The following is a 13,144-nucleotide window of genomic DNA, read 5'->3' on the forward strand; positions in this document are numbered from 1 at the left end:
AGATGACCTATTTAGCCGGCTTCCGATCAGCCGTAGAGGCCTTTGTAGGTGTCGCGCAACAGGTTCTTCTGCACCTTGCCCATCGTGTTGCGCGGCAATTCATCGACGAAGATCACCTGCTTCGGGTGCTTGTATTTCGCCAGCCGGCCGGCAATGGCGCCAACAATCTCGGCGCCGGTAATCTGCGACGCCGACGCCCGCACCACGACAGCGGTAACGCCTTCGCCGAAATCGGGATGGGCAATGCCGATGACCGCACTTTCCGAGACGCCGGCAAGCGCGTCGATCTCGCTCTCGATCTCCTTCGGGTAGATGTTGTAGCCGCCCGATATGATCAGGTCCTTGCCGCGGCCGACAATGTGGACATAGCCATCGGCGTCGATGATGCCGAGATCGCCAGTGATGAAGAAGCCGTCGCTGCGGAATTCCGCTTTGGTTTTCTCCGGCATGCGCCAATAGCCGCAAAAGACATTCGGCCCCTTGACCTCGATCATGCCGGCCTCGCCCCGGGCAAGGGCAGCACCGCTGTCCGGATCGGCGACGCGCAGCGAAACGCCGGGCAGCGGGAAACCGACCGTGCCGGCCCGGCGCTCGCCCTCATAGGGGTTCGACGTGTTCATGTTGGTCTCGGTCATGCCGTAGCGCTCGAGGATCGCGTGGCCGGTCAGTTCGCGCCAGGCCTTGTGCGTTTCGGCAAGCAGCGGCGCCGAGCCGGAAATGAACAGGCGGATGTTTTTCGCAGCCTGGGCGTCCAGTCCCTCCTGCTGCAACAGCCTGGTATAGAAGGTCGGCACGCCCATCAGCACCGTGGCGCGCGGCAACAGCGAGACGATACGGCTCGCGTCGAATTTCTGCTCGAACAACATTGAGGCGCCGGCCATCAGGGTGACGTTGGTGGCGACGAACAGGCCGTGCGTGTGGAAGATCGGCAGCGCGTGGATCAGCACGTCTTCCCCAGTGAAGCGCCATTGCTCGACCAGCACGCGCGCATTGGAGGCCAGGTTTTCGTGGCTGAGCATGGCGCCCTTCGAGCGGCCGGTGGTGCCCGATGTGTAGAGGATCGCCGCCAGATCGTCGGGCCCGCGCGCCACATCGTCGAAATTCGGCGGCTGCTGCGCGCCATAATCGGTCAGCGAGCCTTCGCCATTGCGGCCAAGCGTGGCGGTGACGGCGCCTGACGCCTGCGCCAACGGGGCGATGTCGCCTGCCCGCGCCGGGTCACAGACGACCAGCCGCGGCTCGGCATCGCCGAAGAAATAGCCGAGCTCCGTCAGCGTGTAGGCGGTGTTGAGCGGCAGGAAGACCGCGCCGGCGCGAAGGCAGGCGAGGTAAAGGAAAATGCAATCGGGGCTTTTTTCAACCTGCACCGCGACGCGGTCGCCCGGCTCGACACCGAAATGCTTCAGCGCCTGTGCTAATTGCGCCGACCGCGCCAGCATGTCGCCATAGCGGATCGAGCGTCCGTCATCGGTCTCCATCAGGGTGCGCTCGGGCGCTGATATGCTGTCGCGAAAGGCGTCGAACAGGTGATTGCTCATGCGTCTTCCCTAGCGCATGGCCTCGAAAAAAAACAACCGCTTTTGGGAAAACCGCAGCAAGCGGATTTCGGATCGAAACGGAAGTGATGCTATCTGCGGCCGCGGAGCGCCTTGCCGACCCGGTGATCGCCACTTTCGTTGAAGCGCTCCATGCACATAGCTGCCGTCAGACGGTAGTGGTTGAGCAAGGCTTCGACGGCGCCATCGGCATCGCCATCCACGGCGCGCTCGGCGATCAGGCGATGCTCGCCGATTTCGTCGCGCTCGGCCCCCTCTTGGGAGATCAGCCGGTAGCGCGAGGCCTGATCGGAAAGCTGATCGCAAAAGCCGGTCAGCCAATGCGACCGGCAGCCCGCGATCAGTGCCCGATGGAAAGCGCGATGCAGCCTTTCCCATTCCGGATTGTTCGAGGACGGATCCTCCGGCAAACGGCGCTGTGCGCGCGCCAGGCGGTGCAAGGCCAGCACCAGCTGCTCTTCCCATTCACCGGTGCGGTTGGCAATGGATTCACGCAGTGCCCGCTCTTCCAGCCAGCAGCGGGTGCGCGTCAATTCCTCGAGGTCCGGGGCACTGACCGGCATGATGAAGAAACCGCGCTGGTCGTGGCGGCCGAGCAGGCCTTCCGAAGCAAGCCGGTTAAGAGCCTCGCGAACCGGTGAGGCACCGGCGCCGTAACGGGAAACCACCCATTCGACACGCAGCTTGCTTTCACTTTCAAACACGCCGCGCAGGAGATCGTCGCGAAGCTGTTGATAGACCGTACTGGCGAGCGTGCTCTTGGCCCCCGCGCTTTCGCTCATATCGGCAGATCCGTAGGTCAATATGGCTCCTATCGCTCTCCCATGCTCCGCCAGCCCGCTCGCGAAGCAAACGATTCGCCCGTACTTGTACTATATGCCTCGAGGCATCCATGGCTCAAGGGGAAGATCACGATATTCGACTTAAAGAGGAAGGTTTGCACATCTTACTCGGGGGAAGTAACGAATATCGTGAAAAACTTGTTCTTGTGAAGAAACTTTGCCCCATGGTGCGGCTCGCGTCTTCGCGACATGGTTGTAAGGTCAGGAGTACGGGTAATTTTTTCTTAACGCGCGTCAGGTTGCCGAACTGGCCGCTCCCGCGACGAGGATACTTCCGACATTCGTCAACTAGATTTTGGCTGCCTAATGTAGTGTCAGATGTGGTGATCGTGTCGCCCGCCGTGATGGTCCGACCTGTCGACTGGCGCAAAGATCAGGCCGAGAGACCAGTCCAAGAGATCAGAACCGTCGGCATTTGTCTTGAGGCCGATGTCAGCCGGCAGCCCGGTCGGCCGCGGTTCGGATGGCTTCGATATTGGCCCGGTAGGCTTCAACGCTGCCGCCCTTGAAGATGGCGGCGCCCGCCACCAGCACGTCGGCGCCGGCTGATGTGACCAGGGGAGCTGTCTCCGGCGACACGCCGCCGTCAATCTCGATGCGGATCGGCCGGTTGCCGATCAGCGCCTTGACCCGCTTGACCTTGTCGATCATGGCCGGGATGAAGGCCTGGCCGCCAAAGCCCGGATTGACGGTCATGATCAGGATCAGGTCGAGCCGGTCGAGCACATATTCGATCGCGCTTTCCGGTGTCGCCGGATTGAGCGACACGCCAGCCCTCTTGCCGAGACCCTTGATGGTCTGCAGCGAACGGTCGAGATGCGGTCCGGCCTCCGCATGCACGGTCATGCCGTCACAGCCGGCGTCGGCAAAGGCGGCCAGATAGGGATCGGCCGGCGCAATCATCAGATGGCAGTCGAAGAAGGCCTTGGTGCGGTTGCGGATGGCCTTGATCACTGGCGGGCCGAAGGTGATGTTGGGCACGAAATGCCCGTCCATGACATCGAGATGGATCCAGTCGGCGCCGGCTGCGGCCACCGCCTCGACCTCGTCGCCGAGCTTCGAGAAATCCGACGCCAGCACCGATGGCGCGATCAGGGTCTTCCTGCTCATGATGCAGCCCTTTTTGGGCGCCCTGTTTGCGGGCGCTATCTGACGATTGCCTAGACCATGATCCCGAAAAGGGAAAGTCGCTATTTGCTGCGCCGGCAGCGGCCCCTCGGATGCTTCGCCTGCCGGTGCGCGATTCTTGTGATCGAGCAGGTCCGGCGCCCGCAGGCAGCGTGCCCGCTGGCGCCATGGTCATCGCCGGCTGGCCCCATCGTGACCCTGTGGCCAGGCTGATGGGGCGCTTATATCCAGAAGAGAGCTGACGGTGTCGCCACGAAGCGCTTCGCCAGGCCACCAGGGCAATGGATGGCCCAGAACAGGGGTTACCACCATGTACAAGCATATTCTCATCGCCACCGACGGATCGGAACTCGCCGGCAAGGGCGTTGCTCACGGGCTGACGCTGGCCAACAGCCTTGCGGCCACCGTCACCTTCGTCAATGTCTCCGAGCCGTTCCCGGTCCTGGCCTGGGGTGGCGCTGTCGCCGGGTTCGCGGCCGGCGACGAACTGGTCAATTATGAGGAAAATGCCCGCCGCTATGCCACCGACGTGCTCGACCGCTGCAAGGCCTCGGCCGACGAACTCGGCGTGCCGGCAAAGACGTTGCACATCGAAAACAAGACGCCCGCCGAGGGCATCCTCGATGTCGCCCGCACGGAAGCCTGCGATCTGATCGTCATGGCCTCGCATGGTCGCCGGGGCCTCGGCCGCCTGCTGCTCGGCAGCCAGACCGCCGAAGTGCTGTCGCTGACGGAGACACCGGTTCTGGTGGTGCGCTAGGGTCGATCGCGCCGGCCGTTTATTGAGCTGGTACCCCGGGAAGCGCCGAACCTGGCAAGGCGGGAAGCGGCGAACCCGGTTGCTGCTGCCGGGCAAACATCAGCCGCGTCTTCGTGTCGGCCATCGTTGGCGACAGGCTGCGCTGGATCAGCGCTTCGACATGGTCGTTGCGTTGCCTGGCGCTGTCGGCCCCCATCACCACCACGATCAGATGCCGGCCGTCAGCATTGTAGGAGGTTACGATGTTGTAGCCGGAGGCCCTGATGTAGCCGGTCTTGATGCCGTCGACGCCGCGTACCCGGCCAAGCATGTCATTGTGGCCGCGCACCAGCCGGCCGCGGAACATGAAGTCGCTTTCGGAGAAATAGTGGAAGTGCTGCGGGAAGCGGTTACGCAGCGCCATACCCAGCACCGCCATGTCGCGCGCGCTCGTCACCTGGCCGTCGTCAGGCAGGCCGCAGGCGTTTTGAAAATTGGTGCTGGTCATGCCGAGCTGGCGCGCCTTGGCGGTCATCATGGCGGCGAACTGCTCCTCTGAGCCGCCGAGATATTCGCCGACCGCCACCGCCACGTCATTGGCCGATTTCACCACCATCGCGCGGATGGCCGAATCGACGTCGATCGTTTCGCCACGCCGGAAGCGCAACTTCGTCGGCGGCTGCCTTGCGGCGTTGTCGGAAACCGGGATCTGCGTTTCCTTGCTGACGCGGCCGCTTTCCAGCGCCTCGAACAGCAGATAGAGCGTCATCATCTTGGTCAGCGACGCCGGATAGCGTCGCGCCGTCGAACTGACCTCGAACAGCGTCTTGCCGCTGGCGGCATCGACGACGATCGCCGCATATTTTTGCTGTGGCGCGGGCACCGCCAGTACGCTGTCGGGCGGCGGCGCAGTGCTGCAGCCGGCAACGAAGACGAACAGCAGCAAGGCTGCGACAAATCTCTGGATGAGGGAGGGGAAATGGAAGTCGGGCAAGGTAAGTCCGGCGTTGCTGAGAGGGCCGGAACCTAGCCTAACCCATTGGCCGCGTCCATTTGGTTAACGCACAAGGCTGGTTTTCCTCTCCCCGAAAACGCCTGTTTCCTGTCCTGTTTTGCCTGCGGGGTCGCGCTGCTGCTATAGAGGCGGCAATTGCGTGGGGGATTTGACAATGACCGGTGACATCGGCGCGGTTGCGCCATCTCTTATCAGGGCTTCGCTCAGCCGCACCGGCAAATGGGCCGGCAGCGTCGCTTTCATCGGCGGGGCGGCCTCCGACATCCTCAATCCGCTGGCGCCGTTCGCCGCCTATATCGCGCTGGTCGCCTCGGTTGCTGCCGCCATCATCGCCATCGCCATTGTTCTGCGGCTGGTGCTGGCCGCCAAGGCTTTGCCGGCGCTGATCTTTGCGACCACTGCTGCGGCGGTTGCCGGCGGCGTCTACGGCCTTCAGCAACAGACCAATTCGCAGAACGGGATCATCGCCGGCCTGGTGCCGGCCATCGCGCAACTGCAGCAGCAGATGGGCATCGTCTCGGCCAGGGTGGCCAAAATCGAGCAGACGGTGACTGAGACCCAGCAGACGGTCGACCAGGTCAAGCAGTCGACCGACGCGGTGGCGAAAAAGGCAGAGGAGATTGCGTCGAACCAGCAGCAGCAGACCGAGCAGGGCGCGCAGACGCAAAAGACCGTCGATCAGGTCAAGCAGACCACCGAAACGCTCGCTGCCGGTCAGCAGAAACAGGCCGAGCAGGCCGACAAGCTGCAGGTGACGACCGAGCAGATCGCTGCCTCGATCGACACCATCGCCAAGGGTTTTGCTGCATTGGCTGCGCAAGGTGGAGCGATCGCCGAGCCGAAGCGGCCCGACGAATTCTACCACAATGCCCGCGTCTACGAGCTGTCCGGCGACATGCTGAACGCCCGGCGCTCCTATCTCGCCTTTGCCGGCTTCGACGTCGACGCCGTCGATCCCTACACGCGCTTTGCCACGCTGCTGCGCGTGCAGGACGGCAAGGCCGGCGCCCGCGAAGTGTTCGGCCAGCTTGCCGACAAGGCCAAGGCATTGTCGATCAAGCTGGTCCATATCCTGCAGTTCGACGATGCTCAGCGCCTCGACAAGCTCAATGCCTTCATCGCGGCCAATCCGGATTTTGCGTCGGCCTATTATCTGCTCGCGCAGGAGTTCTCCGAAGATCGCCTCGGCGTCCAGTCGCTGTCCGACAAGCGCAGCGAGGCTGAGGCGCTGACCAAGTTCGTCTCCTATGAAAAGGATGGCGGGCTGCTCAAATATTTCGTCGACCAGACGCAGCTCGCCGACTGGCTCGACCGCAGCCGCAGCCGGCTGACAGCCCTTGGCGACGTGCTTGACCCCAGCCGCTTTGCCCCGTCGCTGACGCCGATGCGCTCCAATGCCGGCTGGACGATCTCCATCTCGCTGCCCGAGGCGGCGACGGGCATTTCCTGGCGCCTGGGTGAATCCGGTCCGTTCACCGACACCGGGCTGATGGCAATGAACGACCAGCGCACAGGCAAGCCGATGCCCAATCCGAGCTTCGAATTGCCCGACAGCACCACGGCTACCACCATCGGGGTAAAATATCTCGATCTCAGGGGCCGCGAGACCGGGCCGTTCAACATAAGTTTCGATCCGGAAGCCGCGCTCCAGCAGGGCAACAAGCAGATTCTCGACCAGTTCTGGACGTCGTGGATCGCCTTCGATGCCAGCGGCAATCACGGCCTCGTCTATTTCTCGCAGATGCTGTCGTACCGTTGCGGCATCAAGGAGGTGCGCTACAGCCTGAACGGCACGGCGCTCGACAAGGAGATCAAGATGCCGCCTTGCGACAAGAAGGATCCCTACGCCATCCCTTATGACTACCAGCCTTATTTCAAGGTTGCCGACAGCGTGACCTCAATGGCGGTGCAGGTCACCTACACCGACGGCACCAAGTCGCCGGTCAGAGAATACAAGCGGCAGTAGCACCCGCGCTCCCGGCGGAGGGTGGAACTGGTCTGATGCAAAATGCCGGAAGCTGTGCTTGCGCATCTATCGCGGAGCGGGTTTGTTCGCTGCCATCAGAATCAGCAGGTGCGCGGGTGGATACGGTCACGATCAAGGCAAAAGGCATCTCGGTCACGCTCGACCTCACGGTCGGCCATATCGCCGACGTGACGGTCGACAGCGATGGCCGGCAGCTGAAGCCGCTGCACCGCGCGCCATGGGTCGATGCCGGCGAAACGCTGTCGCCGGACCTGCCTGAAGGCACGGTGCGGCTGTCGGGCGATTTCCTCTGCGCGCCGTTTTCGGCCAGCGATATCGAGGCCGCGCCGCTGCATGGCTGGCCGGCCAACAGCGGCTGGGATGTCGTCTCCAATGAGGCAACATCAGACGGCTGGCGGGCTGTGTTCCGGTTGCGCCGCACGGTCATGGGCGCCACGGTCGACAAGATATTCACGCTTCGTAACAGTCATCCCTTCCTCTATCAGGAGCATGTCTTTTCCGGCGGCTCGGGTGCGGTGTCCGCCGCCCATCATCCGATGACGGCGATGCGCGATGGCGGCCGGCTGGCCTTTTCGCCCAAGCGCTTTGCCGCGACGCTGGACACATCGCTGGAGCCCGATCCGGCCCGCGGCCGCTTCCGGCTTGCCTATCCCGCGCGCACCGCCGATCTGGCACGCTTTCCGGCCACCGGCGGCGGCACGCTCGATCTCACCGACTACCGGATGGAAGATCAGCGCGAGGACTTCATCACCATGGTCGAGGCCGATCATGGCGGTCCGGGCTGGACCGCCCTGGCGCGGCGGGCCGAGCAGGATCTGGTGCTGGTGTTGAAGAACCCGACGGAGCTGCCGGTCACCATGCTGTGGTTCAGCAATGGCGGCCGCGATTACGCGCCGTGGAGCGGCCGCCATCGCGGCGTGCTCGGCATCGAGGATGGCCGCGCCGCCGTCGGCCACGCCGCGTCGATCGGCGACAACTGGTTGAAGCGCGAAGGCGTGGCAACTGCTTTCACGCTCGGCGGCGAAGTCTCCTTCCGCCATGTGATCGGCGCGCTGCCGCAGGCGGATGGCGAGCCGCCGCGCGATCTCGCTACGGCGTCGGGTCACATGCGTCTCACCGGAGCCGACGGTTCGACCCGCGACGTCGCCTTCGACAGCGATTTCCTGCGCGTCTGAGCAGCAGGGTTGCGACAGCCTCTTTCTCCCCGTTTACGGGGAGAAAGCCCGGCAGGGCAATGAGGGGCAGCGCTGGCCTCAGCAATTGGCCTTCCCCCAGGCGGCGCAAATCCCGGTTTGAAATTTCCACCAACAGCCGCCAAGATGCGGGCTGAAACCGTCCGGCTGCCAAAAAGGCTCTCATGTCCGAAATCGCCCACCTCGCCGCCACCATCTTCAAGCGCGCCGGCAAGGCGAAGCGCTTCATCGTCGCCATTGCCGGGCCGCCCGGCTCCGGCAAGTCGACGCTGTCGGCCGGCCTGCATGATCTGTTGCCGGAGGGCGCCTCGGAAGTCGTGCCGATGGACGGATTTCACTATGACGACATCGTGCTCAACCAGCGCGGTCTGCGGCCAAGAAAAGGCGCGCCCGAAACCTTCGATTTCGCCGGTTTTGAAACGCTGTTGAAGCGCATCCGTTCGGGCGAACCCGACATCGCCATTCCGGTCTTCGATCGCAGCATGGAATTGTCGCGCGCCGCAGCCGCCATTGTCGCCGCCGAGACCAAATTCATCCTGGTCGAGGGCAATTACCTGTTGCTCGACGAGGAACCGTGGGCGCGGCTGGCACCGTTGTTCGACTTCACCATCTTTGTCGATGTGCCGCGTAGCGAACTCGAGCGCCGCCTTTTGGTGCGCTGGCACGAGCATGGCCGCTCCGACGAAGACGCCCGCGCCTGGATCGCCTCCAACGACATGCCCAACATCGACCGCGTGCTTGGCCGTCGGCGTTCCGCCGACCTGGTTGTGGGCGATCCCGCTTAATTCTCAGCAATTCCGAACGGGAACCTTAAGACTTTCAGGTCGTTATCGCTCTGGATCAAATAAGCAGAGCATGATGTCGTCCGAAAACCGCTTCACACTTTTCGGCATCGTGCCCTAAGGCAATTTAGCCACAGAGGGATTTCGTCCGATGGCAACCAAGGCAAGAAAACCCGCAGCCAAATCCAAGGCCACGTCAGCCAAAGCCACGCAGGCAAAGGCAGGCGCCGGCCCCGCAATCGCCGCGCGCTCCAGGGATGCAAAGCCGGCTTTCGGCAAGGCGGCGCCGAAAAAGGTGGTGCCGACTGCAACAGCAAAGGTGGCGGCAAAACCGGCCAAGGCCAGGAAGCCGGCAGGCAGTTCGGCAGGCACCATGCGTACGGTCGCCAATGTCGCCGCCGGCGCGGTTGTCGCCACGGCCAGGGGCGCGGCCTCGCTCGCTGCGTCTGTCATGGGCAGAGGCGGCTCCAAGGCCAAAGCCAAGGCAAAGTAGTCCAACTGCTTTCGGGCGGCCTTAAGTCGACCGGCTTCAGCCCTTGGCGGGGATGGTGAGGCCGCGTTGCACCGCAGGCCGCGCCAGGCCGCGTTCCAGCCATGCCGCGACGGTGGGGAAATCGTCGAAGCCGACGAGTTCGCGCGCTTCGTAGAAGCCGATCAGATTGCGTACCCAGCCCAGCATCGAAATGTCGGCGATGGTGAAATCGTCATCCATGATCCAGCGGCGGCCCTTCAGCCTTGTCTCGATCACGCCGATCAGCCGCCGCGATTCGTTGCGGTAGCGATCCAGCGGCCGCTTGTCGGCGATCTCGCGTCCGGCGAATTTGTTGAAAAAGCCGACCTGTCCGAAGATCGGGCCGATCGCTGCCATCTGGAAGAACACCCACTGGATGGTTTCATAGCGCCGCGCCGGATCGGCCGGGATCAGCTTGCCGGTTTTATCGGTGAGGTAGAGCAGGATGGCGCCTGATTCGAACAGGCCAAACGGCTTGCCGCCCGGTCCGTCGGGATCGACAATCGCAGGTATCTTGCCGTTCGGGTTCAGCGACAGGAATTCCGGCGTCCAGCTCTGGTCCTTGCCGATGTCCACCAGATGCGCCTCGTAGGGCAGGCCGAGTTCTTCCAGCGCGATCGACACTTTCACACCGTTCGGCGTTGTCGCCGAATAGAGCTGCAGGCGATCGGGATGGCTGGCCGGCCAACGCTTGGTGATCGGAAAAGCGGACAGGTCGGTCATCGAAAGCTCCGGTCGGGAATTTGGCGCGGCATCGTGCCGTTTGGCGGGTTGCGAAGGAGTATCCGCGACGTCTTTGCCGATCAACCGGCCGGCGGTGCACACACCGTCTTCACCAGCGATTCAGGGCCGGCGGCTTCTGGTCAGACCGCCTTGAATGCCACCACGGCATTGGTGCCGCCAAAGGCAAAACCGTTGCTGATCGCGGCCCGCACCTTGCGCTCGCGCGCCACATTGGGCGTGACGTCGAGATCGCAATCGGGGTCGGCCTGCCGGAAATTGGCCGTCGGCGGCACGATGCCTTCGCGGATCGCCATCACGCAGGCGATCATCTCCAGGCCGCCCGAGGCGCCGAGGCAATGGGCGTGCATGGACTTGGTCGACGACACCGAGAGCTTGTAGGCATGGTCGCCAAAGACGCGCTTGATCGCCGCCGTCTCGATCTGGTCGTTGGCCTTGGTGCCGGTGCCGTGGGCGTTGAGATAGTCGACGTCCTCGGGGTTGAGCCCCGCGTCGGCCAGGCAGGCGCGCATCGCCGCTGTAGGTCCTTCGACAGTCGGTGCGACGATGTCGGAGGCGTCGGCGGAAAGGCCGGCGCCGGCAATCTCGGCCAGAACGGTTGCCCCGCGCGCCATGGCGTGCTCGTAGGTTTCCAGAACCGCCATGCCGGCGCCTTCGCCCAGCGACAGGCCCTGGCGGTCGGCCGAGAACGGCCGGCAAGTGTCGGGCGCCAGCACCCGCAGCGCTTCCCAACCCTTCAGAATGCCCCAGACCAGCGGCGCATCGGTGCCGCCAGCGACCATGACGTCGGCGCGGCCAAGCCGGATCTGGTCGACCGCCGAGGCAAAAGCGTGATTGGACGACGAGCAGGCCGAGGTGACGCCGAACACCGGCCCGCGCAGGCCGAGCGCCATGCTGACATGGCCCGATGCCGCGCTTGGCATCACTTTCGGCACGGTGAAGATGCCGGCCCGGTTCTTGCCGTCGATCAGGATGGCGCGATAGTTTTCCTCGATCGCTTCCCAGCCGCAGACGCCGACGCCGACCACCGTGCCCATCCGGTAGGTGGTGGCTTCGTTCGACGTCAGGCCGGCGTGCTGCATGGCCTCGCGCGCCGCGATCGTCGCCAACAGGCTGAAGCGGTCCATCGACACGGTCTGCTTGTGGCCGATGCCATGCTCGGGCATCGCCTTGATCTCGCAGCCGACCTTGACCTTCAAATCATGCAGCAGCGGGTTGTCGATCTGGCCGATCGCCGAACGTCCGGCGCGCATTTCGTTCCAGATCGCAGGCGCATTGGTGCCGAGCCCGCATATGCCGCCGATGCCGGTAATGACGACGCGCTTTTGCATTCAGCTCAAGCTTTTTTCGCGATCAGCGCGCGAACAGCCTCAACCATATCGCCGACATTCTTCAGATTGCTCCAGGCATCGACCGTGTTCATCTCGATCTCGATGCCGTACTGCTCCTCGAGATCGAAGATGATCTCGGTCAGTTCCAGGGAATGGATGCCAAGCGCGGTCAATTCCGTATTGGTGGTGATCTCTTCGCCGCCGGGCTCCGCATGTGCCCTGATCTTGGCGATGATTTCCGTTGCCAGCTCGTCAGCCATTCGATTCCTTCCCCAATTTTTTCATTTCGGGTGCCGATCGGTTGGCGCCCTTGTTGCGTGGACTGAAAATCGCCGTCGCCTTCAAAACCCCGCCAAGCGCGGCATTGACCGTTCCAAAGAGGCTCCCTCTATAGAAACGGAAACGCTGTCAAGCAACAAGCTATATCAACAAGCACCATATCGACAAAGCGGCCGGAGTGCTTAACGTTGGGGCGATGGATACGTTGCAACATGGCTCGACCGCAGCGCTGCCGGCCCAGCGCGTCGCTGGTGCGGCTCGGCTTGCATGCGGCGTCAGTGCCGGCCGCACCAGGCTTTCGCGCCTCTATCAGGATGGATCGGCAAAGATCCGCATGCCGGCCGTTGCGGCCGATCCGCTTGAAGCCGTGCTCATCAACACCGCGGGCGGGCTGACTGGCGGCGATCGGCTTGGCTGGGAAATCGATGTCGGGCCAGGTGCCTCGGCTTCCATTACCACCCAGGCCTGCGAAAAGATCTATCGCGCCGAAAGCGACCGTGCCGAAGTGCGGGTAAAGCTCAGCGTTGGCGCGAACGGCCGTATTGCCTGGCTGCCGCAGGAAACCATCGTCTTCGACCGCTCGGCCTTTGCCCGCACGCTCGACGTCGAGCTTGCCGCAGGCGCCGGGGCATTGCTGCTCGAGGCCACGGTCTTTGGCCGCCTGGCCATGGGCGAACAGGCCGCGCACGGCCATTTCCACGACCGTTGGCGGGTCCGCCAGGACGGTGCGCTCATTCATGCCGAGGATTTCCGCATCGGACCGGCCATTGCGGCTGCCCTTGGCCGCCCGGCGGTTGCCGGCGGCGCCATTGCGGTGGCGACGCTGCTGATGGTTTCGCCGCGGGCCGAAGCCTTGCTCGAGCCGGCCCGCGACATCATCGGCGCTGAGGGCGATGCCAGCGCCTGGAGCGTGAAGAAATCTGGCAAGCTTCTTGCGAGGCTGTTTGCCGAGGACGGCTACCAGCTGCGCAAGCGGCTGGTTCCGCTCGTCGAACTGCTCAACGGGCGGGCCGGTCTGCCCAAATTATGGTCACTCTGAG

General features: G+C 63.6%; 13 protein-coding genes. 6 read left to right on the forward strand and 7 right to left on the reverse strand.

Translation table 11 applies throughout. The features are described from left to right. Positions 1–26 precede the first annotated feature (26 nt). From H0241_RS06330 to rpe, 3 genes are all read right to left on the reverse strand, one after another. Complete coding sequence (locus H0241_RS06330) at positions 27–1,538, reverse strand: malonate--CoA ligase (RefSeq protein WP_181056550.1); 1,512 nt, start codon at positions 1,536–1,538, stop codon at positions 27–29. An 89-nt stretch (positions 1,539–1,627) separates the two neighbouring features. Next, positions 1,628–2,359 carry a GntR family transcriptional regulator gene (locus H0241_RS06335; RefSeq protein WP_181056551.1) on the reverse strand — a complete coding sequence of 244 codons (732 nt, stop codon included), beginning with the start codon at positions 2,357–2,359 and terminating at the stop codon, positions 1,628–1,630. A 471-nt stretch (positions 2,360–2,830) separates the two neighbouring features. Further along, the gene (gene rpe, locus H0241_RS06340; protein WP_181056552.1) at positions 2,831–3,508 is read right to left on the reverse strand and encodes a ribulose-phosphate 3-epimerase; all 678 of its coding nucleotides are present in this window, start codon (positions 3,506–3,508) and stop codon (positions 2,831–2,833) included. A 328-nt stretch (positions 3,509–3,836) separates the two neighbouring features. Here rpe and H0241_RS06345 point away from each other — a divergent pair, with 328 nt between their 5' ends. Beyond that, positions 3,837–4,286, forward strand: a complete 450-nt coding sequence (locus tag H0241_RS06345; RefSeq protein WP_181056553.1) for a universal stress protein — start codon at positions 3,837–3,839, stop codon at positions 4,284–4,286. Between the two features lie 19 nt (positions 4,287–4,305). Here the strand turns inward: H0241_RS06345 and H0241_RS06350 are convergent, their stop codons facing one another. Further along, on the reverse strand, positions 4,306–5,259 hold the full coding sequence (locus H0241_RS06350; RefSeq protein ID WP_181056554.1) for a D-alanyl-D-alanine carboxypeptidase family protein: 954 nt from the start codon (positions 5,257–5,259) through the stop codon (positions 4,306–4,308). A gap of 175 nt (positions 5,260–5,434) precedes the next feature. Here H0241_RS06350 and H0241_RS06355 point away from each other — a divergent pair, with 175 nt between their 5' ends. The 4 genes from H0241_RS06355 to H0241_RS06370 all read left to right on the forward strand — a co-directional run bounded on the left by H0241_RS06355 (position 5,435) and on the right by H0241_RS06370 (position 9,735). After that, positions 5,435–7,246, forward strand: a complete 1,812-nt coding sequence (locus H0241_RS06355) for a methyl-accepting chemotaxis domain-containing protein (protein WP_181056555.1) — start codon at positions 5,435–5,437, stop codon at positions 7,244–7,246. 116 nt (positions 7,247–7,362) lie between these two features. Next, positions 7,363–8,442, forward strand: coding sequence for a hypothetical protein (locus tag H0241_RS06360; protein ID WP_181056556.1), 1,080 nt, complete (start codon positions 7,363–7,365; stop codon positions 8,440–8,442). 182 nt (positions 8,443–8,624) lie between these two features. Further along, positions 8,625–9,245 carry a nucleoside triphosphate hydrolase gene (locus H0241_RS06365; RefSeq protein ID WP_181056557.1) on the forward strand — a complete coding sequence of 207 codons (621 nt, stop codon included), beginning with the start codon at positions 8,625–8,627 and terminating at the stop codon, positions 9,243–9,245. Between the two features lie 148 nt (positions 9,246–9,393). Next, positions 9,394–9,735: a hypothetical protein gene (locus tag H0241_RS06370; RefSeq protein ID WP_181056558.1), complete on the forward strand. Its 342-nt coding sequence runs from the start codon at positions 9,394–9,396 to the stop codon at positions 9,733–9,735. Between the two features lie 36 nt (positions 9,736–9,771). Here H0241_RS06370 and H0241_RS06375 read toward each other — a convergent pair whose 3' ends face one another. The 3 genes from H0241_RS06375 to H0241_RS06385 all read right to left on the reverse strand — a co-directional run bounded on the left by H0241_RS06375 (position 9,772) and on the right by H0241_RS06385 (position 12,085). Further along, complete coding sequence (locus H0241_RS06375; protein WP_181056559.1) at positions 9,772–10,476, reverse strand: glutathione S-transferase family protein; 705 nt, start codon at positions 10,474–10,476, stop codon at positions 9,772–9,774. A 140-nt stretch (positions 10,477–10,616) separates the two neighbouring features. After that, positions 10,617–11,825 (reverse strand): beta-ketoacyl-[acyl-carrier-protein] synthase family protein, encoded by a 1,209-nt coding sequence (locus H0241_RS06380; protein WP_181056560.1) that lies wholly within the window; start codon positions 11,823–11,825, stop codon positions 10,617–10,619. A 5-nt stretch (positions 11,826–11,830) separates the two neighbouring features. After that, a complete protein-coding gene (locus H0241_RS06385) occupies positions 11,831–12,085 on the reverse strand; it encodes an acyl carrier protein (protein WP_023671226.1) in 255 nt (84 codons plus the stop codon). Positions 12,086–12,300: 215 nt separating this feature from the next. Here H0241_RS06385 and H0241_RS06390 point away from each other — a divergent pair, with 215 nt between their 5' ends. Further along, on the forward strand, positions 12,301–13,143 hold the full coding sequence (locus tag H0241_RS06390) for an urease accessory protein UreD (RefSeq protein ID WP_181056561.1): 843 nt from the start codon (positions 12,301–12,303) through the stop codon (positions 13,141–13,143). Position 13,144: the final 1 nt, after the last annotated feature.

Source organism: Mesorhizobium neociceri, assembly GCF_013520985.1.
In the GTDB taxonomy this organism is placed as follows: Bacteria; Pseudomonadota; Alphaproteobacteria; order Rhizobiales; family Rhizobiaceae; genus Mesorhizobium; species Mesorhizobium neociceri.

Coding starts and splice junctions, on each gene's coding strand:
- H0241_RS06355 (WP_181056555.1), top strand. CDS start 5,435: ATGACCGGTGACATCGGCGCGGTTGCGCCATCTCTTATCAGGGCTTCG.
- H0241_RS06370 (WP_181056558.1), top strand. CDS start 9,394: ATGGCAACCAAGGCAAGAAAACCCGCAGCCAAATCCAAGGCCACGTCA.
- H0241_RS06375 (WP_181056559.1), bottom strand. CDS start 10,476: ATGACCGACCTGTCCGCTTTTCCGATCACCAAGCGTTGGCCGGCCAGC.
- H0241_RS06380 (WP_181056560.1), bottom strand. CDS start 11,825: ATGCAAAAGCGCGTCGTCATTACCGGCATCGGCGGCATATGCGGGCTC.
- H0241_RS06345 (WP_181056553.1), top strand. CDS start 3,837: ATGTACAAGCATATTCTCATCGCCACCGACGGATCGGAACTCGCCGGC.
- rpe (WP_181056552.1), bottom strand. CDS start 3,508: ATGAGCAGGAAGACCCTGATCGCGCCATCGGTGCTGGCGTCGGATTTC.
- H0241_RS06365 (WP_181056557.1), top strand. CDS start 8,625: ATGTCCGAAATCGCCCACCTCGCCGCCACCATCTTCAAGCGCGCCGGC.
- H0241_RS06330 (WP_181056550.1), bottom strand. CDS start 1,538: ATGAGCAATCACCTGTTCGACGCCTTTCGCGACAGCATATCAGCGCCC.
- H0241_RS06385 (WP_023671226.1), bottom strand. CDS start 12,085: ATGGCTGACGAGCTGGCAACGGAAATCATCGCCAAGATCAGGGCACAT.
- H0241_RS06390 (WP_181056561.1), top strand. CDS start 12,301: ATGGATACGTTGCAACATGGCTCGACCGCAGCGCTGCCGGCCCAGCGC.